This is a genomic window from Amphritea atlantica (assembly GCA_024397875.1).
Taxonomy (GTDB): Bacteria; Pseudomonadota; Gammaproteobacteria; order Pseudomonadales; family Balneatricaceae; genus Amphritea; species Amphritea atlantica_B.
In genome coordinates this window covers 4,079,041-4,099,070 of record CP073344.1, presented here as the reverse complement: position 1 = coordinate 4,099,070, position 20,030 = coordinate 4,079,041, and the positions used below count along the sequence as shown (strand labels likewise).

Annotated in this window: 17 protein-coding genes; 8 read left to right on the top strand and 9 right to left on the bottom strand. The window is 54.6% G+C overall.

The annotated features are described in order from the left end of the window. Positions 1–43 precede the first annotated feature (43 nt). The 5 genes from KDX31_18835 to KDX31_18815 form a co-directional block, all read right to left on the bottom strand. Entirely contained in the window at positions 44–1,162 is a 1,119-nt protein-coding gene (locus KDX31_18835) for a DUF1513 domain-containing protein (GenBank protein ID UTW05456.1), read from the bottom strand. Next, positions 1,152–2,243 carry an imelysin family protein gene (locus KDX31_18830; protein UTW03341.1) on the bottom strand — a complete coding sequence of 364 codons (1,092 nt, stop codon included), beginning with the start codon at positions 2,241–2,243 and terminating at the stop codon, positions 1,152–1,154. The genes KDX31_18835 and KDX31_18830 overlap by 11 nt, the downstream gene beginning before the upstream one ends. Beyond that, positions 2,240–3,703 carry a c-type cytochrome gene (locus KDX31_18825; GenBank protein ID UTW03340.1) on the bottom strand — a complete coding sequence of 488 codons (1,464 nt, stop codon included), beginning with the start codon at positions 3,701–3,703 and terminating at the stop codon, positions 2,240–2,242. The genes KDX31_18830 and KDX31_18825 overlap by 4 nt, the downstream gene beginning before the upstream one ends. A gap of 3 nt (positions 3,704–3,706) precedes the next feature. After that, on the bottom strand, positions 3,707–4,984 hold the full coding sequence (locus KDX31_18820) for a peptidase (GenBank protein UTW03339.1): 1,278 nt from the start codon (positions 4,982–4,984) through the stop codon (positions 3,707–3,709). A gap of 125 nt (positions 4,985–5,109) precedes the next feature. Next, positions 5,110–5,841, bottom strand: coding sequence for a glutathione peroxidase (locus tag KDX31_18815; GenBank protein ID UTW03338.1), 732 nt, complete (start codon positions 5,839–5,841; stop codon positions 5,110–5,112). 256 nt (positions 5,842–6,097) lie between these two features. Between KDX31_18815 and nhaB the strand changes: the two genes are divergently transcribed. Further along, on the top strand, positions 6,098–7,606 hold the full coding sequence (gene nhaB / locus KDX31_18810; GenBank protein ID UTW03337.1) for a sodium/proton antiporter NhaB: 1,509 nt from the start codon (positions 6,098–6,100) through the stop codon (positions 7,604–7,606). A gap of 64 nt (positions 7,607–7,670) precedes the next feature. Here the strand turns inward: nhaB and KDX31_18805 are convergent, their stop codons facing one another. Beyond that, positions 7,671–9,884, bottom strand: coding sequence for a copper-translocating P-type ATPase (locus KDX31_18805; protein ID UTW03336.1), 2,214 nt, complete (start codon positions 9,882–9,884; stop codon positions 7,671–7,673). A gap of 155 nt (positions 9,885–10,039) precedes the next feature. Between KDX31_18805 and KDX31_18800 the strand changes: the two genes are divergently transcribed. From KDX31_18800 to KDX31_18775, 6 genes are all read left to right on the top strand, one after another. Continuing rightward, a complete protein-coding gene (locus tag KDX31_18800) occupies positions 10,040–10,384 on the top strand; it encodes a hypothetical protein (protein UTW03335.1) in 345 nt (114 codons plus the stop codon). 74 nt (positions 10,385–10,458) lie between these two features. After that, positions 10,459–10,872: a Cu(I)-responsive transcriptional regulator gene (cueR, locus tag KDX31_18795; protein ID UTW05455.1), complete on the top strand. Its 414-nt coding sequence runs from the start codon at positions 10,459–10,461 to the stop codon at positions 10,870–10,872. A 6-nt stretch (positions 10,873–10,878) separates the two neighbouring features. After that, positions 10,879–11,358, top strand: coding sequence for a DUF411 domain-containing protein (locus tag KDX31_18790; GenBank protein ID UTW03334.1), 480 nt, complete (start codon positions 10,879–10,881; stop codon positions 11,356–11,358). After that, positions 11,345–11,782 (top strand): cytochrome c, encoded by a 438-nt coding sequence (locus tag KDX31_18785; protein UTW03333.1) that lies wholly within the window; start codon positions 11,345–11,347, stop codon positions 11,780–11,782. Before KDX31_18790 ends, KDX31_18785 begins: the two co-directional genes overlap by 14 nt. A 266-nt stretch (positions 11,783–12,048) precedes the next feature. Then, positions 12,049–12,612, top strand: a complete 564-nt coding sequence (locus KDX31_18780; GenBank protein ID UTW03332.1) for a hypoxanthine phosphoribosyltransferase — start codon at positions 12,049–12,051, stop codon at positions 12,610–12,612. Between the two features lie 155 nt (positions 12,613–12,767). Continuing rightward, entirely contained in the window at positions 12,768–14,852 is a 2,085-nt protein-coding gene (locus KDX31_18775) for an elongation factor G (GenBank protein ID UTW03331.1), read from the top strand. A gap of 231 nt (positions 14,853–15,083) precedes the next feature. On the opposite strand, the gene KDX31_18770 is transcribed toward KDX31_18775, so the two are convergent. Beyond that, positions 15,084–16,703 carry an ATP-binding cassette domain-containing protein gene (locus KDX31_18770; GenBank protein UTW03330.1) on the bottom strand — a complete coding sequence of 540 codons (1,620 nt, stop codon included), beginning with the start codon at positions 16,701–16,703 and terminating at the stop codon, positions 15,084–15,086. Continuing rightward, complete coding sequence (gene cydD / locus KDX31_18765) at positions 16,696–18,435, bottom strand: thiol reductant ABC exporter subunit CydD (GenBank protein UTW03329.1); 1,740 nt, start codon at positions 18,433–18,435, stop codon at positions 16,696–16,698. Before cydD ends, KDX31_18770 begins: the two co-directional genes overlap by 8 nt. A gap of 97 nt (positions 18,436–18,532) precedes the next feature. Here cydD and KDX31_18760 point away from each other — a divergent pair, with 97 nt between their 5' ends. Continuing rightward, positions 18,533–19,849: a sigma-54-dependent Fis family transcriptional regulator gene (locus KDX31_18760; GenBank protein UTW03328.1), complete on the top strand. Its 1,317-nt coding sequence runs from the start codon at positions 18,533–18,535 to the stop codon at positions 19,847–19,849. A 29-nt stretch (positions 19,850–19,878) separates the two neighbouring features. On the opposite strand, the gene cydX is transcribed toward KDX31_18760, so the two are convergent. After that, positions 19,879–19,977 carry a cytochrome bd-I oxidase subunit CydX gene (cydX, locus tag KDX31_18755; protein UTW03327.1) on the bottom strand — a complete coding sequence of 33 codons (99 nt, stop codon included), beginning with the start codon at positions 19,975–19,977 and terminating at the stop codon, positions 19,879–19,881. Between the last annotated feature and the right edge of the window lie 53 nt (positions 19,978–20,030).

Sequence of the window (20,030 nt, the reverse complement as noted above, 5' to 3'; positions counted from 1 at the left end):
ACGGGGATCGGGTCGGTACTGTAAGTAGTGATTTATCTGGTGGTCACAAACTGACGCTTGTCAGGTGGTTGTCCCAGGCAGTTTTAAGCGTTAGTGGCATGCGGGTTGTTTCTCCGCTGAGGATGTTGTGGCGGATACAGCGTCCGGTGCCGGCGCTGATGATAAACTCTGCGGTGTTGTGCGTGGCTGTCAGGCCGCAGCCATCGGGGCTTCTGACAGAGGATATGAAGTGATTATCCTGCAGATCCCAGAAGGAGATCAGATCCCCTCTGGGGGCTGAAACAGCGGCGAAACGGCCGCTGTCATCAAATCGGGCACTGCCGCAGTAACCCTTCATTGCCCGGTTAACCGGCTCCGGGGCGGACAGCAGCTGAATCGCCTGGCCGGAGCGGTGCACCGCAACCAGCGGCAGGTTTTGACCAGCATCGCCCTGATGCTGCAGCGCGATCACGGTTGTCCCCTGCCGGTTGGTATCGATATGCCGGATGCTCAACTGGTGCAGCTCTGCGGGCAGTACCTGTTGTTCCAGCCGTTCACCGGTGTGCAGATTCAAGCGCATCAGCGAAGGTTGCATTGTCTCCAGATTGAGCTTCTCCCTGCCGTGATCCGGATGGGTAAGAATTCCACCGTTGGCGACCGTTAGCACTTCACTGTCCGGTTGCTGAATCAGCTCGTGGGGGCCGATGCCATAGCTGGGGTAGTCGGCAATGATCGAATAGTTGTCCTCAAGTGAGCGGATAACAATCCGGCCCTGACCGCTACTGATTTCATTTTCAGTGGTGATGAGCCAGCGCCCGTCATGGGAAAAAATCCCATGGCCAAAAAAATGTCGTCCGCTGCCGGCAATAATTCGCTTTACCAGCCGTTGCGCCTGGTAGTCGACAATATCGATGAAACTGCCCGGCCGTCGCGCAATGCAGGCAAGCAGTGGCCGCTGCGGGTGTGGCTCGGTATGGTGAGCCCGCCCCGGCAGAATATGATCCAGCAGCACCTGCGACTGCTGGCTGATGAGGTAGAGGTGGTATTGTCCGTCTCTGCCTTTGGCGGCCGCAGCAAACATCGGTTTCGTGCTGTTATCACCGGCACTCGCGGCCAGTGTGAGCCGGGGTAGCAACACGGCACTGCCCAACAGCTGGCAGAAACGGCGGCGATTAATCTCCATCACGGCTGTTAAACCCCAGTTGAATGTCCAGTGTTATCATCTCTGCACTCAGTTCACCATCCAGTTGCTGTAGTGTGTCGCTTATCTGGCGTAACCGTTTGACGGTTTCGGCTTGCGGCAGGTGGGTCACCAGCGGTGTCTGCACGGCCTTGAGCTGCTGTTCAATCGTGTTGAACAGGCTGCTGATATTATATGCCTGAGGCGCTCTGCCCTGTTCCCGCAACAGGCTGTCGACGCTGTGGGTGGTGCCGGAATAAAGGTCTTTGAGGCTGGCAATATTGAGCTGTATGTTGCGCAAAGAGCGCTGGCTGCGCCACGATTCCAGGCGACGGGGCCGTACCTGGTCACCCTCGTTTAATGGTCGGAGGATTTTCTGGTCCCGGATCGCCTCAACCGGTTCCACCAGTGACTTCATCATATCGACGGAGGCTTCCTGATGGCTTTCATAGTAGCTCGCTTCGCTGCCAGCCGTGGCGATTGAGTGACGATAGTCAGCGTTCCATTCAGCCAGCGTTGCCTGGCTGTTTTCGGCAATATAGGCGGCGATAGTCTGACTCAGATGACACCGGTAGCTGTTGTTTTCAAAGTCAGATAGCGTGCTGTCAAACAGCAGACGTTCCAGGGCGGGCAGCCCTTTTACGCCGATACTGGCTTTGTACAGATAGCCGGTCGACAGGGTTTGCGGATCCTGCTGCTGCAGTAGCAGATTAAGCTGTTTGCCGATCAGATTTTTCCGGTCTGGCCAGAACTGCATACTGAAATTACGCATCAGGGTTTCAATCGGGCCAAACTGGATATGTTGCACCGCCTGCCAGGCATCCATGGTCTGATGGTAATCGCTTTGCACTTGCTTAAGCTGCCGGGGATCCGGCTGGCGACACAGGACTGTGGAACTGGCTGCAAGCCGGGCACTGCTGTTCTGTAGTGCCTGGTAGCGAGGCAGTATATGCTCCTCTACCAGGCTGTGGTTAAGTGATTGCCATTGCTGCGCCGAGGGCGCTGCATGGAGTATGCCGAAGGTAGTGAGCATCAGAGAGATGCCCAGCAGTACCGGCCACAGGGGCTTAGAGACAGAATTCATAGTGACTCCAGGAAAGTTATTAAGGCGGTACGCTCTGCGGCAGGCAGGTTGATAACCTGATCCCGGGAGGCTGTGGCCTCGCCTCCGTGCCACAGAATCGCTTCGAGCAGGTTTCTGGCTCTGCCGTCATGAAGGAAATAGGTGTGTCCGTTTACGGTTTGGGTCAGCCCGATTCCCCACAAGGGGGGAGTTCGCCATTCGCTGCCGCTGGCGAGGAACTCAGGCCGGTGATCGGCCAGTCCGCTGCCCATATCGTGCAGCAGCAGGTCGGTATAGGGCCAGATCAGTTGCTTTGATTGTTCCGGCATGTCGGTGCGTGCGGCGGTAGTGAAGCTGGGCTGATGGCAGGTAGCGCAGCCACTCTGGTGAAATACCGCTTTACCCTTCAATACCTGAAGCCTGGCAAAGTCGGGCCGGGCCGGAGGTGCCAGGTTGCGGCTGTAAAATTCCACCAGTTTAACCATCTCTTCGGAAGCTTCGGCATTATCTTGCAGCGTGGTATTACCATCGGGCTGTCTCAGACAGTCGGCCTGTTGTGCCGTACAATCTCCCGCTGCTGCGGGAGCGAAGGGGGTGGAGATTCCCATATCGCCACTGAAAGCCCCCGCTGCCTGTTGGATCAGCGTCGGGTTACCGGCTTTCCAGCCAAACCGGCCCAGATCCTGTTGCCCGGTCAGACTGTTCCAGACCCGGTTGGTCCGGCCTGAAATCCCATCATTATTGAGATCCTCCGGATCAGCCAGTGCGTCAATATCGGCTGCAGCAATGGCTTCCAGTAATCCCAGCCCGACCATCGGCGGAGCAATCCGGGGAGAGAGCATTGTCTGAGGGTGTAACGGACCGTAACTGAGGCTGGCTATGCTGTATTCAGGCTGCCGCAGGCTGACCTGAGTGCCGTCGGCCAGGGAAACCGTGGTTTCGGTATAGTTGATCACCATCCGGCCCTCACCGGACAGTCCGTTGATCGCCAGATCCTGCAGCTGGCCACCGTAGGTCGGTTCCGGAATGGCACCGGCCCTGCCACTCTCGAGCAGTTGTCGCTGCGCTTCATTCTGCGGCGGGATGCTCAGGCGCAGGAACATCGATACGGCGTTGTCCTCCGGCCAGTTCGCTGCAGGAGGATGACCCCGGCCGTCTTTAATATGACAGCGCTGACAGGCGCGGGCGTTATAGAGCGGTCCGAGGCCATCGCTGGCGGTAGTCGATGATGGGGACGGTACCCATATCTTCTTGAAGATGCCGTTACCCAGCTTAAAGTTCAGTTCATTCTCAAAGCTCATATTCGCCGAACTCTGGGAGAAGGCATTGATATTCAGCCGCTTATGGTGGGTTGTGCTGCCACCTGGCAACTCCTCTCCTGGCTGCAACTGACTATGGTCTGCCGCCGCTGTCGCTGATACAGCGATGGCTAGCGCTGTCACAGCGATGCTGCCGGGGAGAGAAAATTGCCTGCTGATCATGCCTTACTCCAGAACCTGAGCCGGGTTATCCAGGCTGTCGGAGCCTTCCAGCTGTATTTCGTCCAGATGCAGCAGCGCGATAATATTTTCAATGGCGCGGGTCTCGTCTGTCAGCGCATCAACAAAATCCTGCACTACCTGATTGCCAGAGGTGTTGCCTTGAGCGATCAGTACATCAAAGGTGTCACCCTTGGCGGCACTATCCACCATCGCCTGGGCCGCGTCTTCTGTCGCTTGAAGTTTATTCAGCATATTCTGATCGGCTGTCGGTGCCTGAACGGCAACATAGGCTGACAGGCTGGGTCCGGAAATGGTGGAACCGTCGATACGGGTATAGGACCCTTGATACACATTACGGATTCCCCTGGCGTCGTAGTAATGAGACCAGTGGGTATTATCGGAGAAGCAGTCATGTTCCTCTTCCGGGTCATGCAGCATCAGCCCCAGTTTGGTTCGCTCGCCCGCCAGCTCGCCGTAGGCCAGGCTGCCTATTCCCGTCAGGATAGTGCCGATGGCGGTGGTATCATCCTGTTCCAGCAGTTGCTGGCGTGCAGCGCCCTGCTCTTTCCAGTTATCCACCATCTCCTGCAGGTCTGTGATCAGCAACTGAGTCGCCGCCTGCAGGTAGTCCCGGCGCCGGTCACAGTGGCCCCCGGTACAGTTTTCCAGACTGTAGTCGGATGCCGGACGGTTACCTGCACCGGGAGAGGTGCCATTCAGATCCTGACCCCACAGAAGAAATTCTATGGCGTGATAGCCGGTGGCAACGTTGGCCTCTATACCATCGATCTCATGCAGGGTGCCGGACAGCAGTTCCGGGGTGATACTGCTCGCATCAATCTGGGTTCCGCCGACCCGCAAAGTGGTATTGGCAATGATATTGGCGCGGTACTGGGTATTTTCGTCTGACTCTGAGCCGTAGTGGCCACTGTCAACATAATCGATCAGTCCCTCATCCAGCGGCCATGAATTTACCCGGCCCTCCCAGTCATCCACGATGGGGTTACCAAACCGGAATGCCTCGGATTGCTGGTAGGGAACCCGTGCTGTAATCCAGGCGGAACGGGCCTGCTCAAGTGTCTGAGCGTCGGGGGTTTGCAGCAGCGCATCAATGCTACCTTGCAGGTCTTTGGCCCCGGTCAGGGCGTCCTCATAGGTAGCCAGGGCGATATCGGCATAGGTGGTGATGATATCTGATGTCGCCGGTGTCGCGGCAAAAGTCGTGGAACAGCTGAAGGTGGCAGCTAACACGGCTGTAGAAACAATTGATTTGACGCGCATAAGAGGGGCTCCTGTCGATAGAATTCAGGAGATCGTAATACAAACAAGAATGATTCGCAATAAGGTTTGCGTTTATGCTCTGTAAATGAAACGGGAGCCGGTTGTTGCGGGCTCCCGTAGGCTAGTTAAGCGAAGTAGTGTTCTAAGTCGTCTGCGCCGCCGATGCGCTGTCCATCAATAAACACCTGAGGCGTCGTGCCCTGGCCGCTGATTGCTGCCAGCGAGCTGTAGCTCAGACCGTGGCTGCCCAGTTCGACCTCTTCGTAGCTGAAGCCCTTCTCTTGCAGCAGTTTCTTCGCCCGGATACAGTGTGGGCAGCCCGGTTTGGTCAGTATACTGACACGCTTTGGCTGCTCTGCTGTCGGGTTGATGTAATTGAGCATGGTATCTGCATCGGAGACGGTGAACGGGTCGCCCGGCAGGTCGGGTTCGATAAACTGTTTTTCAATGACGCCATCAACCACCAGCATAGAGTAGCGCCAGCTGCGTTTGCCAAATCCCAGTGCGTCCTTATCGACCAGCATATCCATGCCTGCGGTGAATTCGCCATTGCCGTCAGGAATAAAGGTAATATTTTCAGCGCCCTGATCGCCCTGCCATGCATTCATCACAAAGGTATCGTTAACAGAAAGGCAGATGATGCTGTCAACGCCCTCTTTTGCAAAGACCGGTGCCAGCTCGTTATAACGTGGCAGGTGAGTGGTTGAGCAGGTCGGCGTGAAAGCACCTGGCAGCGCAAAAACAATGACTTTCTTGCCCGCGAACAGTTCCTCAGTGGTGACATCTATCCACCGGTTGTTCTGCTGAGTGTGAAAGGTGACCTGCGGGATTTTCTGACCTTCTTGATTGCTGAGCATGATTTTATTCCTGAAAAGTAGTGGTGATTCGATAGAGAGATAATGCCAAAGCATGGATGGTTAATAAAATTAATTAATTTTAATTAATTGATAGCTTTTGGCTAATTGGAGGGGGATTCAGGTAATTAATTTATCTGAGCTTACCGCTGTTTTCTGTCATAGTGGTTAGCTGAAGTATTGGTTTAAAGTGGCTGCATAAATTAAAGTGAGGCTTCTTTAACAAAAGCACTGATATCTCTCTTTCCGGTATGGATCAATGACCAATTTTCGTCCATTTATGCAGGCTGTTTACAGTAACTTTTTGGGTCAATCTCCGAACTGGTACAAGCAGTTAATACTTTTTTTTCTGATCGTTAATCCTCTGTGTAATCTGCTTTTAGGCCCGGTGATGTGCGGCTGGCTGCTGATTTTTGAATTCATCTTTACCCTGGCGATGGCGTTGAAATGTTATCCACTGCAGCCCGGGGGGCTGCTGGCAATGGAGGCGGTGATTATCCATCTGTCGGAGCCGGGTCATGTTTACGATGAGATTGCGGCGAATTTGCCGGTCATTCTGTTGTTGATGTTTATGGTTGCCGGTATCTATTTTATGAAAGGGATGCTGCTGTTCGTCTTCACTAAGCTGCTGCTGAATGTGCGTAATAAGACCGGGCTTTCCCTGTTGTTTACCCTGTTGGGGGCGCTGATGTCTGCATTTCTTGATGCATTGACGGTGACTGCGGTGCTGATCAGCTCGGCTGTCGGTTTTTATGCGATCTATCACCGGGTCGTGTCCGGCAGCCACCCGGGCATGGATCACGATCACTCCAACGATGATAATTTGCATGACGATCACCGGCTGGAGCTGGATGAGTTCCGGGCGTTTCTGCGGAGTTTGCTGATGCATGGTGCTGTCGGGACTGCGCTGGGTGGGGTCTGTACGCTGGTGGGTGAGCCGCAAAACCTGCTTATCGGTGAGAAAATGGGCTGGCACTTTATGGCGTTCTTTACCCATGTCGCTCCGGTATCAATGCCGGTGCTGGCCTGCGGCCTCTTAACCACGGTGGTTCTGGAGAAGACCGGCTGGTTTGGCTATGGCGCCCGGATTCCTGAACCGGTATTTGAAATACTCAGAGAGTTTGATCAGGAGGAGCAGGCCAGCTGGGGCATGAAGGAAAAGTCCGAACTGTATATTCAGTTCGCCGTGGCTCTGTTTCTTATGCTGGCGCTGGCATTTCACCTGGCGGAAGCCGGCGTTATCGGTCTGACGGTGATCATTCTGCTGACCAGTCTGAATGGTGTGACTGAGGAGCATCGGATTGGCCGGGCGTTTGAAGAGGCGTTGCCCTTTACGGCATTGCTGGTAGTTTTTTTCACTATCGTCTCGGTGATTCATGACCAGCAACTGTTTACGCCGCTGATTGAGGCGGTGCTGGAGCAGGATCTTCGTAATCAGCCGGTGATGTTCTTTATTGCCAACGGCCTGTTGTCGGCGATCAGTGATAATGTTTTTGTCGCCACCGTGTATATCAATGAGGTTGCCAGCGCGTTTGATGCCGGGCGGATCAGTCGTGAGCATTTTGATGCACTGGCGGTCGCTATCAATACCGGGACCAACCTGCCCAGCGTAGCAACACCTAATGGTCAGGCTGCCTTCCTGTTTCTGCTGACCTCCGCCATCGCACCGCTGATCCGCTTATCCTATATGCGCATGGTGATCATGGCCCTGCCCTACACGATTATGCTGAGTGGAACAGGCTTGTTGGCGGTGTGGTATATGATCTGAATAGCGGCCGCCAGAGCCTGTGTTACCGGCCTGATTGTTCTGGCGGCCTATCTTCTCTCCCTGCTTATCTGGCTGAAGAGGGTTTAAACAGTCGTAGCCGGTTAGCATTGCTGACCACGGTGACCGATGAAAATGCCATGGCGGCGCCGGCAATGACCGGGCTCAGCAGCAGGCCGGTGAGTGGAAACAGTATGCCGGCCGCTACCGGAATCCCCAGGGTATTGTAAATAAAGGCGCCAAACAGGTTCTGGCGGATATTGCTCAGGGTTGCCCGCGACAGTTCAATGGCATCGGCAACTGAATGCAGGCTGTTACGAATCAGCACCATATCGGCGCTTTCGATCGCTACATCGGTACCATTACCGATGGCAAAGCCGACATCTGCCCGGGCCAGTGCCGGAGCATCGTTGATACCGTCACCGCACATGGCCACGCGGTTACCTGCCTGTTGCAGCTTAACAATTTCCCTGGCTTTATCTTCCGGCATTACGCTGGCAATAAAGTTATCCACAGCCACCTGTCGGGCCACTGCCGCCGCAGTATGCGGGTTATCGCCGGTAATCATTACCACGCCTATACCCATCTGTTTGAGTCGCTCAATCGCTGCGACTGAGTCCGCTCTGACAGGGTCGGCAATGGCGAGTATACCGGCAACCTGGTCATTCAATGCGATATAGACCGGGGTCTTGGCCTGTTCAGCCAGTTCCCTGGCTTGAGACTCGAAAGCGCTGGCGTCGATACACTGATCTGACATCCATGCGCGGTTACCGATAGTCACGGCGATACCGTCCACCCGCCCTGTGGCGCCGCGTCCGCTATGGGCCTGAAAGTTTTCCACAGCCAGGAGGCTGACATTCTGCTCCCGGGCAAAGCCGACAATCGCTTCAGCCAGCGGATGTTCTGAGGCGGCTTCAAGTGAGGCCGCCAGTTGCAGCATCTGCGGATGCTCACCGATAAGATCGGTAACCGCCGGTGCTCCTTCGGTAATAGTGCCGGTTTTATCCAGCACCAGAATATCCAGCTGAGAGGCGCTTTGCAGCGCCTGTCCGTTGCGGATCAGGATGCCATATTCGGCGGCTTTACCCACGCCCACCATCACCGACATCGGGGTGGCAAGACCCAGCGCACAGGGGCAGGCGATAATCAGTACGGTCATGGCGGTGACCAGCATATAAGCCAGCTGCGGTTCCGGGCCGACCAGATACCAGATCAGTGCGGTCACCATGCTGCACAGGATGACCACCGGGACAAAGATACCCGCCACCGTATCGGCCATTCGCGAGATTTCCGGTTTGCTGGCCTGCGCCTGTTTGACCATTTCGATGATCCGGCTCAGCGCGGTCTCGCTGCCGACCTTTTCCGCTTTGACTACCAGTGCGCCGGACTTGTTCAGCGTGCCTGCGCTGACAGTGTCGCCTACCATTTTACTCACCGGCACAGGCTCACCACTGAGCATCGATTCATCGATCAGGCTGTTGCCCTGCTCCACGATGGCATCTACCGGAACCTGTTCGCCGGGTCGGATGCGCAGCAGATCGCCGCTTTGCACCAGCTCCAGCGGCAGGTCCACCTCTTTCCCGTTACGCATCACCCGTGCGGTCTTTGGCTGCAGGTTGAGCAGTCGTTCGACCGCCTCGGAGGTCTTGCCGCGGGCGCGAATTTCCATCGCCAGACCAAAATTCACCAGACCGATGATCATTGCGCTGGCTTCATAATAGAGGTGCCGCGAGCCCTCAGGTAATACCTCTGGCAACACCACCACCGCAGTGGAAAAAAGCCATGCGGCCCCGGTACCCAGGGCGATCAGGCTGTCCATGTTGGCTGAACCGTGTTTCAGGGCGTTCCAGGCTCCGCTGAAAAAGTGACGGCCGGGAAACAGCAGAATCATCAGTGTCAGCAGACCCACGACTCCCCAGATTATCTGATCCTGCGGGGTTTGAACGCTCATATCATCCATCAGCATTCCTGCAGCCATCAGCGGTATACCGACACCCAGAGCCAGCAGGGTGTTGCGGATATATTGCCGGTACTGCGCGGCCTGCTGAGCTTTCTGCTGCGCCCGGTCCTCTGCTTCATTACTGGCCAGACGGCCGCGGTAACCAATCTCCGACAATGCTTCGATCAGCCTGTCGCCACTAATGCTTCCCTCGACATTGAGCCTTCGTTGGGGAAAGTCGACCGAAGCCAGCTCGACATCTGGCAGGGTGTTGATCCCTTTTTCAATCTTTTTAACGCAACCGGCGCAGGTCACATTTTCTAATAACAGTGTGGTAGTCATGATCTTCTCTCATAACAGATTTCTCTATCTGCAGGTTAGAGCTTCCAGCTGCTGTAAGGTCAACTGCTGGTGGACAAGAAAGTTGCATTTTTTCTCAGAACGGGCGAATCTGTATTCCACCAAACTGATTTTAGACGAGAATCTGGTCTGCCCCGATGTTGTATCGAACCCTGTTAATCCTGCTGCTCAGTGTGATGGTCATTAATCCGGCGATCTCTGCTGATAGGGCGCCTGCGGCTGTGCAAATGGATTGCCATGGCAGTGGTTCTGATATTAGCCGTGTTGATATCAACAACTGCGATATGAATCATTCGGAGTGTTGTGATGCGGAACTGTCTGGTTGCTGTCTGCAGCTTTCCGCGGCGGTGTTCATTTTGCCGACAGGTCTACAGCGCTTTGCATCGGTGGTAGTCATTCCTGAGTGGGTTCCTCCCGCTTATCACTCGGCTATAGCGCCCCCGGTTTATCACCCTCCCCGCTTTGTTGTGCTTTCTGTTTGACATATTGAAACGTTATTCCAGTATCTGAACGATAGCCAGTGTGACTATCAATTAAGCGATATCTACAAATGACTATGAATATTTCTCAGGCTGCAGCTGCCACCGGACTGACCAGTAAAACGATTCGCTATTACGAACAGCAGGCTGTGATTCCTCCGGCAGCGCGCTCAGCGAATGGTTACCGGGTCTACAGTAAGCAGCAACTGGATGCGTTGCGTTTTATTAAAAGGGCCCGGGATATGGGGTTCTCTCTCGATGAGAGCCGCGAGCTGTTGCAGCTGTCTCAGGATCCCTCCCGCACCAGTGCCAGCGTTAAACAGAAAGCCGAACAGCAGATTCAGCGGATTGATCAGCAGATTGAGTCATTGCAGCAGATGCGGGCAATGCTTGAAACCGCCGCCCGCGAATGTCGCGGTGACGATGGCGCTGAATGTCCGATTCTTGACCAGTTAAATGGCGTGATTGTCGATAACGATAGTCCGGAGTAATTAAAGATGAGAAAACTGATACTGATAGTGGCGGGCCTGCTGGGCTGGTCACTGAATGGCTATGCCGCTGATCCGGTGTGGCTGCAAGGCAAAACCGCACAGTCCTATGAGATTACCGTGTACCGCAGTGCTTCCTGTGGCTGCTGCAAAGGCTGGATTGACCATCTGAAAGCGCATCACTTCACCGTTAAAGATATTGTCGCGAACGATGTGAATGCTCATAAGCAGCGTCTGGGAGTGCCGCTCAAAGCCGCCTCCTGTCATACCGCCGAAGTGAATGGCAAAGTGATTGAGGGACATGTGCCGGCCCAGGATATCAAACGCCTGCTGGCTACGAACAGTGATATTCGGTTACTGGCGGTCCCGGGGATGCCGTCCGGCGGGCCTGGCATGGACACTGCGGGTGCCCGTAAGGATGCGTTTACCGTTTATTCGATGGACAGTCAGAAGCGGATTAGCAGTTTCAGTCATTATGAGGGTTATTGAGATGAAGCCGCTTTTGATTGTGCTGCTTGGCGCTGTTTTCCTGAGCGGCTGTGGTGAAACCGAGCCGACCGTTGATGGTCGATGGTATACCCAGTCTCAGGTGGATAGCGGTCAGCGACTGTTTATTGATAACTGCGCTGAATGTCATGGCGTGGCGGCTCAGGGAACCTCCAGCTGGAATAAACCCGGCGCGGATGGCAAATATCCACCGCCTCCGCTGAATGGCACAGCACATGCCTGGCATCATCCGCTAAAAGGGCTGAAACGTTCGATACAGCGTGGTGGAGTGCCTGTGGGCGGATCGATGCCCGGTTTTGCCGATACGCTTTCGGATGCAGACACTGAGGCGGTGATCAGCTATTTCCAGAGTCAGTGGCCGACACCGATCTATCAGGCCTGGCTTGAGCGAGGCGGTTTAAAGTAGCGAGCGGAATCGTTAAATAGCAAAGCGGCTATCGAGATGTGCGCTTCGAGAGAGGCGCTTCTTTATTTGCGGTTTGTCGGCAAACGGTACAGGAAAGCATGGCAAAAAAGCTGATCTGAGCTACCTTCATATAACGTTTTTCTCAATCATCAGGGCATTTTCCATAAAAGCAGCGACGACAGTTGCGCGACCTGATCAGAATACGTACAGTAGCGAGCCTTGCCGACAAGCCTGCATAATCAACGACCGGTGAGTGAGGTATAGAGATGACTGACAAAGTATATCTGAACGCACAGGAACTGCTGGAAGATTCATTCAGGCTGGCCCTGGAAGTATTTAACAGCGGCTTTCGTCCTGATTTTATTGTCGGTGTCTGGCGGGGAGGCACTCCGGTGGGTATCGCAGTACAGGAATTGCTGGATAATCTGGGTGTTCAGACGGATCATATCGCTATCCGCACATCTTCCTATACCGGTATCGGTACGCGGGATAAAGAGGTACGGGTGCATGGACTGGATTACCTGATCCGCAACGTTAACCACTCAGATTCACTGCTGATTGTCGACGATGTGTTTGACACCGGACTGAGTATCAAGGCGGTAATCGATACGCTGAAAGATAAAGCGCGTCTGAATGCCCCTCACGATATCCGGATTGCTACACCCTGGTTCAAACCAGTCAATAACAGAACCGATCTGGAGCCGGATTACTATCTGCACAAATCGGCAGACTGGCTGGTTTTCCCCCATGAACTCAAGGGGTTGGACCGGGAAGAGATGCTGGCGAGTAAGCCGGGTCTGAAAGAGATTTTTGAGGAATACGGAATCTGACACACTGATGTGATATCAGCGTATCCTGATGCCAGAAAATGAACCCTGAGCGGGGATATCAGAGCAAGGATTTTTCTTTGCTTAAAATATCTACAAATGCCAATGAATGCGGTATAATGCCGCGCATTTTACGCCCCTAACATTCGAGTGAAGAAATGTCTGACTTATCACACTACCGTAACATCGGTATTTTCGCCCACGTAGACGCGGGTAAAACTACCACCACCGAACGTATCCTGAAGCTGACAGGTAAAATCCATAAGACCGGTGAGGTTCACGATGGTGAGTCCACTACTGACTTCATGGAGCAGGAAGCTGAGCGGGGTATTACTATCCAGTCAGCGGCGATCACCACATTCTGGAAAGATCACCGCATGAACATCATCGATACTCCAGGACACGTTGACTTCACTGTTGAAGTATATCGTTCCCTGAAAGTACTGGATGGTGGTATCGGCGTATTCTGTGGTTCTGGTGGTGTTGAACCTCAATCAGAAACTAACTGGCGTTATGCGGATGAGTCGGGCGTTTCCCGTATTATCTTCGTAAACAAGCTGGACCGTATGGGCGCTGACTTCCATAAGGTTGTCGATCAGGTTGAAAATGTACTGGCTGCGAAGCCACTCATCATGGTTCTGCCTATTGGTCGCGAAGAAGACTTCGTCGGTGTTGTTGACCTGCTTACCCGCAAAGCGTACGTGTGGGATGATTCTGGCCTGCCAGAAAACTACGAAATCAAAGACATCCCTGCCGACATGGTAGAAGATGCTGAGATGTACCGTGAGCAGTTGATCGAACTGGCGGTAGAACAGGATGATGACCTGATGATGGCTTACATGGACGGTGAAGAGCCTTCTATGGAAGATATCAAGCGTTGTATCCGTACCGGTACCCGTGAACTGGCATTCTTCCCGACTTACTGTGGTTCTGCATTTAAGAACAAAGGCATCCAGCTGATTCTGGATGCGGTTGTAGATTACCTGCCAAGCCCAACAGACGTTATCCCTCAGGATCTGACGGATGAATTTGGTGAGCCAACTGGCCAGGTTGCTACTGTTTCCACTGATGAGCCTTTCCGCGCACTGGCATTCAAAATCATGGATGACCGTTTCGGTGCACTGACCTTTATTCGTATTTACTCTGGTAAGTTGAAGAAAGGCGATACTATCCTTAACTCGTTCACCGGTAAAACTGAGCGTGTTGGCCGTATGTGTGAAATGGAAGCCGATGAGCGTAAAGAACTTGATTCTGCTCAGGCCGGTGACATCATCGCAATTGTTGGTATGAAGAACGTTCAGACTGGTCACACACTGTGTGATCCTAAGCATGAATGTACGCTTGAAGCCATGGTATTCCCTGAGCCAGTAATCTCCATTGCAGTAACACCTAAAGATAAAGGTGGTGCTGAGAAGATGGGTATCGCTATCGGTAAGATGGTTGCAGAAGATCCAACCTTCATTGTTGAAACCGATGAAGACTCTGGCGAAACTATCCTGAAAGGTATGGGTGAGCTTCACCTGGATATCAAAGTAGATATTCTGAAGCGTACTTACGGTGTTGAACTGGTTGTAGGTCAGCCACAGGTTGCCTACCGTGAGACAATCACTCAGGCACTGGAAGACAGCTACACTCACAAGAAACAGTCTGGTGGTTCAGGTCAGTACGGTAAGATTGACTACCGCATCAAGCCGGGTGAGCAGAACACTGGTTTCACGTTCTCTTCAACCGTAGTGGGCGGTAACGTACCTAAGGAATTCTTCCCGGCGATCGAGAAGGGCTTCAAGAGCATGATGGATACAGGTCCGCTGGCGGGCTTCCCTGTGCTGGACGTTGAGATTGAACTGTACGACGGTGGTTACCACGCGGTTGACTCCTCTGCGATTGCATTTGAAATCGCGGCAAAAGGCGCTTTCCGTCAGTCCATGCCTAAAGCGGGTCCACAGCTGCTGGAGCCGATCATGAAGGTTGACGTGTTCACTCCTGAAGATCACGTAGGTGATGTTATTGGTGACCTTAACCGTCGTCGTGGCATGATCTCTGGTCAGGAAGCTGCGGGTTCAGGCGTTCGAGTTAAAGCTGACGTGCCTCTGTCTGAGATGTTCGGTTACATCGGACACCTGCGTACTATGACTTCTGGTCGTGGTCAGTTCTCTATGGAGTTCTCTCACTACGCGGCATGTCCTGCAACAGTAGCAGAGAAAGTTATCGCTGAAGAGAAAGAGCGTAAAGCCAACAAGTAATTGTTGCCTTACTGCTGATTAAAAAAGCCCGCGAAAGCGGGCTTTTTTTTTGTTCTTCGGAAATGATGCTGCGTTTCAGTTAACTGTTTCAGTCAATCAGTAAGTGACATTACAGATCCAGCAGCAGGCAGGCTGACAGCGCCCGGGAGCAGCAGGAGGCAATGTATCTGCGGCGGCGCGGTTGCTGAACCTGAAGCGGGGCAGCTTGAATAGCGGCTGAAAAAAATACAGCTAAAGCCTGAGCTCACTATCGTTGCCTGCCATCAGATCAGACTCGTGACTGCTGATTACAACGACACGGTTATACCATTGCTGGCGCAGCCGCTTAAGAATCCGCTTGCTGCGTGCGGAATCAATACCTGCGGTGGGTTCATCCAGCAGCAATACCTGCCGGTCCTGCAGAATTAACCTGGCCAGCCCCAGTCGCTTCAGCTCCCCTCCGGATGGCAGGTATGAACCTTTGCCCAGCCAGCTGTTCAGTTGTTCCGGCAGTCCGGTAGCCCAGTGATCGAGCTCCACAGTTTTCAGCACCTGCCATAGTGCTGCATCGCTATACTGCTGATGCAGGCAGAGGTTGAAACGCAGGCTGCCCTGCAGCAGGCTGATCTGTTGCGGCATCATCCCAATCTGTTTTGCCTCAGTGGCGGAAAAGACTATCCGGCCCTGCTGCGCTTGCAGCCGACCCGCTAACAGCTGCAACAGCGTGGTTTTGCCTTGGCCGCTGGGATTGGTCAGCCAGTACCAGTTTTTTCCCTGAAGCGAAGTGCTGAGGTGCTCTATAGTCGCTTCCTCACGGCTGGGATAGCGATAGCAGAGGTTCTCAATGTCAATGCTGATCGCCGGGCTGTCCGAATGGAGAAATTGCCGCCGATCGGGCTGCGGTTCTGCCGGGCATAACCGGTTGATGCGTTCCAGTGCCCGGTATCCCAGTGCGAAGGCCGCCAGGGAGCTGCTGCCGGTGGTCAGTACCTCCTGCAGTCCCAGCGTCAGTAGCAGCAGCATAAACACCAGCGTCCCCTCGAGCTGCCCGGTTGCCAGACCCTCAAGGCCGTGCCACAAGACCAGCAGGATCATCATCGCCTGAACCAGTTGATTGAGTACCTGAACGCTCTGACGGGCATTGCTGGCCCGCTGTTCGGTCTGGTCCGCCATAGCGGCACTCTGACATAGCTTATCGCTCTGTGGTGATAAGCGGTCAAACAGGATCAGGGTGCGCAGATTACTGAACAGCGAATGGGCGTCGCTCCACTGTCGGCTGCGCTGCTGATGCAGGGTGTTCTGGGGCTGCAGGACCCGGCGAAGATAGAGCGCTGGCAGTAGCAGTACGCAGGTGAGCAGTGGCAACAGCAACCACAGGGTGAGCTGGGGCAGAAACAGCATTACCGTCGCCAGATAGAGCAGCGCACTGAGCAGCATCACCAGGCCCGGTACCAGTGCGGATAGATAGAGGGCCTCGGCATGACGGATATCTTCCAGCAGGCGGCTGCTGGCCTCATGGCTGTTAAGCGGTTGCTCCTGCCAGTTATGTCTGCTGAGGGTGCCAAACATATCGCTGCGCAGGTGTGATATCACCCGGAAGGTGGCTTCATGGGTCGCCAGTCTTTCGCCATAACGGCCAAAAGTCCGGGCGATCGACAGCCCCCTGACAATCGCGCCCGGGGCAAAATAGTTAAACCCATGCGCGGCGACCAGCGAAAGCCCCGCCAGCGCCGTGGCGCTGATAAACCAGCCGGATACCGCCAGCAGAGCGATACCCGCGAGTGCCGTGATGGTTGCCAGCAGCAGTCCCAGCGCGGCCATGCCCCGTTGCTGCCAGAGCAGCTGAAAATAACGTTTTACCAGTTCAGGCATGATCAATCTCCCCGGCCGGCAAGGCTTCGAGGGCGATAACCTGATCAAACTGATCTTCGGCATCCCGGTGGCTGCTGATCAGCACGATGCCTCCCGTCGCGGTGAACCGTTTCAGGCTCTCCATAAACTGCTTCGCGGTTTCCTGATCGAGGTTGGCGGTGGGCTCATCAAGCAGTAGTAGCGCCGGTCGGTGCAGGAACACCCGGGCCAGGGCGATGCGCTGTGCCTGTCCCCCGGAGAGGAACCCGCCGGAGTCGCTGATCCGGTAATCGAGTTGTCCGGGTAGCTCCTCGACCAGCGTATCGGCACGGGCTTGCTGCAGGGCGGTAAACAGCTCTGTATCAGTGAACGTACGTCCCAGACAGAGATTATTGCGCAGGCTGTCAAACAGCAGTTCCGGCTGTTGAGTCATATAGCCGATTCGATGCTGCCAGCTGCGGTTGTGATAGACGCAGGCACGGCTGCCGTTAAGGTATATTTCGCCACTCAGGGCGGGTTGCAGTCCCGCCAGGGTGTCCAGCAGCGTGCTTTTTCCTGCGCCGGAGGGGCCTTTTAGAAGCACCGTCTGGCCCCGTTTCAGGGTGAACGTATGGGGGTTGCCGATCGCTGTTTCACCATAGCCGGTGTGCAGCTGCTGCAATGATATCTGTTCAATCACCGTGTTCTCTGGTAGCCGCGACTGCTCCGTGTCGGCTGGCACAGAGGGCGGTTTCAGCTGTATCAGTCTGAGCAGGTGATCGGCAACACTGCTGGCATCGGCGCGGGCATGATAGAGCGCTCCCAGGCGGCGTAACGGCAGATAGAACTCGGGTGCCAGCATCAACAGGAAGATGCCGTGGCTCAGGGTGAGCGGGTCCTGCCACATCCCCAGTTGATATTTGTCGAGATAGTGCAGACCCAGATATACCGCCACCATGGCGATACTGATGGCACTGAAAAACTCCAGCAGGGTTCCGGACAGGAACGCCAGTCGCAATACCTGCATGGTGGAGTGGCGAAACTGTTCCGACTGGCGGAACAGCGTGTGTTGTTCAGCGGCACAGCTGTCCGCCAGTTGCAGCGCAGAGATTCCTTTGATCCGGTCAGACAGCAGGTTGCCCAGCCGCGTCAGCTCGGTCAGGTTGCGTTGACTGGCGGCGGCTGCCTTGTGCCCGACGATAATCATAAACAGGGGAACCAGTGGGGCTGTTAGCGCCAGTAGCAGGGGAACCAGCCAGCCACTCCACAGGCAGGCAACGATGATCATCATCGGGGCCAGCATGGCCAGGCGTTGTTGGGGTAAGAACTCGGCGAAGTAGTCCCGGGTGCTGTCGAGTTCTCCGCTTAACAGGTTGCTCAGTTCTGCGTGACTGAACTGCTGCTCTAAGCTGAGCTGCAGCGTGGCACAGTGCTCAAGCACGATAGCCCGCAACTGATTACGGACTCTGATGCTGGCGCGGTCAGCCAGGCGGGTCTGCCACAGCGGCAGCAGGGCGCGTACTACCAGCAAGGCGGCCAGTAAGCCCCACCATGAGGGTTGTTGCCACAGCAGGGTGGTTGTTTCGGACTCCTCATAGACGGCATTGTTGATCAGCAGAGCGATCAGTCCGGTGATGGCGATGGTGGACGCGGTCTGCAGAATACCGGCCAGGGTCAGCCAGTGATTCTCGCGGCGGCTTATTTTCCCCGCCTGGCGCAGCAGTTGCTGGCCGTTGGCACAGTGTTGCAGTGCTGCAATATTGATCTGGCTCATCAATGATGGCCTCTGTCTGTAATGAACTGGTAATGTGTCATGGGGCTTGTCATTATTGGCATAATCGAGCCATAACTGACGGAATAGAGTCTGAGCTATGACCAAAATAAGCTGGTTGAGAACGATGCGCAATGTTCTGGATAGTTATCATAATCCCGCCGTATTGATTGATGCCGAATATAACGTCGTTGCCACCAACAGCAGTTACGACTTCCGTTTTGGTGGCCTTAACGGTCGCAGCTCGGCGAAATGTTTTTTTCTTTCCCATGGTTATCAGCAGCCCTGCGATCTTGAAGGGGAAACCTGCCCCATGCAGGAAGCCCGTGACAGCGGTCACCGGGCCAGCGTACTGCATATTCATAATACCCCGCAGGGCAAAGAACATGTGGGTATCGATACCATTCCGATCAGCGACGATGAGGAACGCGCCTACTTTATCGAGGTGATGAATCCGATTCGTGAAGTCAGCGCAGAACCGATCGCCAATAAGATGATTGGTCGCAGCGGGGCCTTCAATGAGTTGGTCGATCTGATTCAGCGGGCGGGCAAAACCGATATCAATGTCTTGCTGATGGGGCCTTCCGGAGCGGGTAAAGAGCTGGCCGCTCAGGCCCTGCACGCCTCCAGTTCCCGGGCCAGTAAGCCTTTCGTCACAGTTGAGTGCTCCGGTCTGACGGACAGCCTGTTTGAAAGTGAACTGTTTGGCCATATGAAAGGCGCTTTTACCGGTGCGATCAGTTCCCGTACCGGCCTGGTTCAGTCGGCCCACGGCGGGACCCTGTTTCTCGATGAGGTGGGTGATGTACCACTGCATCTGCAGGTCAAGTTGTTGCGACTGATTGAAACCAAAACCTTCCGTCCGGTGGGCGACAGTAAAACGATTGCGGCTGACTTCCGGCTTATCTGCGCCACCCATAAAGATCTGCCGGCGATGGTTGAGCTGGGGGAGTTCAGGGATGATCTTTTCCACCGCATCAGCACTTTTCCTATCCGTCTGCCCTCGCTGTCGGAACGGCGTCAGGACCTGCCGTTGCTGGTGGAGAGTATGCTGCTGCGGATTGAGGATAAGGCGCCCCTGAAACTGACCGATGAAGCGTTGCAGTTGCTGGCTCAGCAGTCGTTTAAGGGCAATATACGGGAGCTGAAAAATATACTCGAGCGGGCCGCAGTCTTGCGTCATAGTGACCTGATCGGCGTGGATGTCATTCGGCGCAGCCTGAACCTGATCCCGGTTTCTGCAGCGGCTGGTCAGAAAAAAGAGGGCCTGCTGCAGCTGGCGGAACAGGAACTGAGTCTGGATGAGGTTGAACAGCGGTATCTGCAGACGCTGATGCAGACCTATGCTGATAAGGGGCGGGTTGCTGAGATTGCCGGTTGCAGCCTGCGTACCCTGTACCGCAAGCTGGAGCCGTGATTCCCGGCTTTTCCCGCCCTGTTGTTTCTTTATTCAGAGTCGTCCATCTGGTTTTCCAGCCACATGGCATTGATAATGCCGAAGCTGCAGGCCAGAAGAACGCCGAGTATCCAGGCGAAATACCACATACAATTCTCCTTAGTTACGTAAGCGCGGGGCGCTTAAGTGTTGCCTTCTAAAG

Bases quoted from the DNA above. Each gene is read 5' to 3' on its own strand.
- KDX31_18835 (UTW05456.1), bottom strand. From the start codon at position 1,162: ATGGAGATTAATCGCCGCCGTTTCTGCCAGCTGTTGGGCAGTGCCGTG.
- KDX31_18830 (UTW03341.1), bottom strand. From the start codon at position 2,243: ATGAATTCTGTCTCTAAGCCCCTGTGGCCGGTACTGCTGGGCATCTCT.
- KDX31_18825 (UTW03340.1), bottom strand. From the start codon at position 3,703: ATGATCAGCAGGCAATTTTCTCTCCCCGGCAGCATCGCTGTGACAGCG.
- KDX31_18820 (UTW03339.1), bottom strand. From the start codon at position 4,984: ATGCGCGTCAAATCAATTGTTTCTACAGCCGTGTTAGCTGCCACCTTC.
- KDX31_18815 (UTW03338.1), bottom strand. From the start codon at position 5,841: ATGCTCAGCAATCAAGAAGGTCAGAAAATCCCGCAGGTCACCTTTCAC.
- nhaB (UTW03337.1), top strand. From the start codon at position 6,098: ATGACCAATTTTCGTCCATTTATGCAGGCTGTTTACAGTAACTTTTTG.
- KDX31_18805 (UTW03336.1), bottom strand. From the start codon at position 9,884: ATGACTACCACACTGTTATTAGAAAATGTGACCTGCGCCGGTTGCGTT.
- KDX31_18800 (UTW03335.1), top strand. From the start codon at position 10,040: ATGTTGTATCGAACCCTGTTAATCCTGCTGCTCAGTGTGATGGTCATT.
- cueR (UTW05455.1), top strand. From the start codon at position 10,459: ATGAATATTTCTCAGGCTGCAGCTGCCACCGGACTGACCAGTAAAACG.
- KDX31_18790 (UTW03334.1), top strand. From the start codon at position 10,879: ATGAGAAAACTGATACTGATAGTGGCGGGCCTGCTGGGCTGGTCACTG.
- KDX31_18785 (UTW03333.1), top strand. From the start codon at position 11,345: ATGAGGGTTATTGAGATGAAGCCGCTTTTGATTGTGCTGCTTGGCGCT.
- KDX31_18780 (UTW03332.1), top strand. From the start codon at position 12,049: ATGACTGACAAAGTATATCTGAACGCACAGGAACTGCTGGAAGATTCA.
- KDX31_18775 (UTW03331.1), top strand. From the start codon at position 12,768: ATGTCTGACTTATCACACTACCGTAACATCGGTATTTTCGCCCACGTA.
- KDX31_18770 (UTW03330.1), bottom strand. From the start codon at position 16,703: ATGCCTGAACTGGTAAAACGTTATTTTCAGCTGCTCTGGCAGCAACGG.
- cydD (UTW03329.1), bottom strand. From the start codon at position 18,435: ATGAGCCAGATCAATATTGCAGCACTGCAACACTGTGCCAACGGCCAG.
- KDX31_18760 (UTW03328.1), top strand. From the start codon at position 18,533: ATGACCAAAATAAGCTGGTTGAGAACGATGCGCAATGTTCTGGATAGT.
- cydX (UTW03327.1), bottom strand. From the start codon at position 19,977: ATGTGGTATTTCGCCTGGATACTCGGCGTTCTTCTGGCCTGCAGCTTC.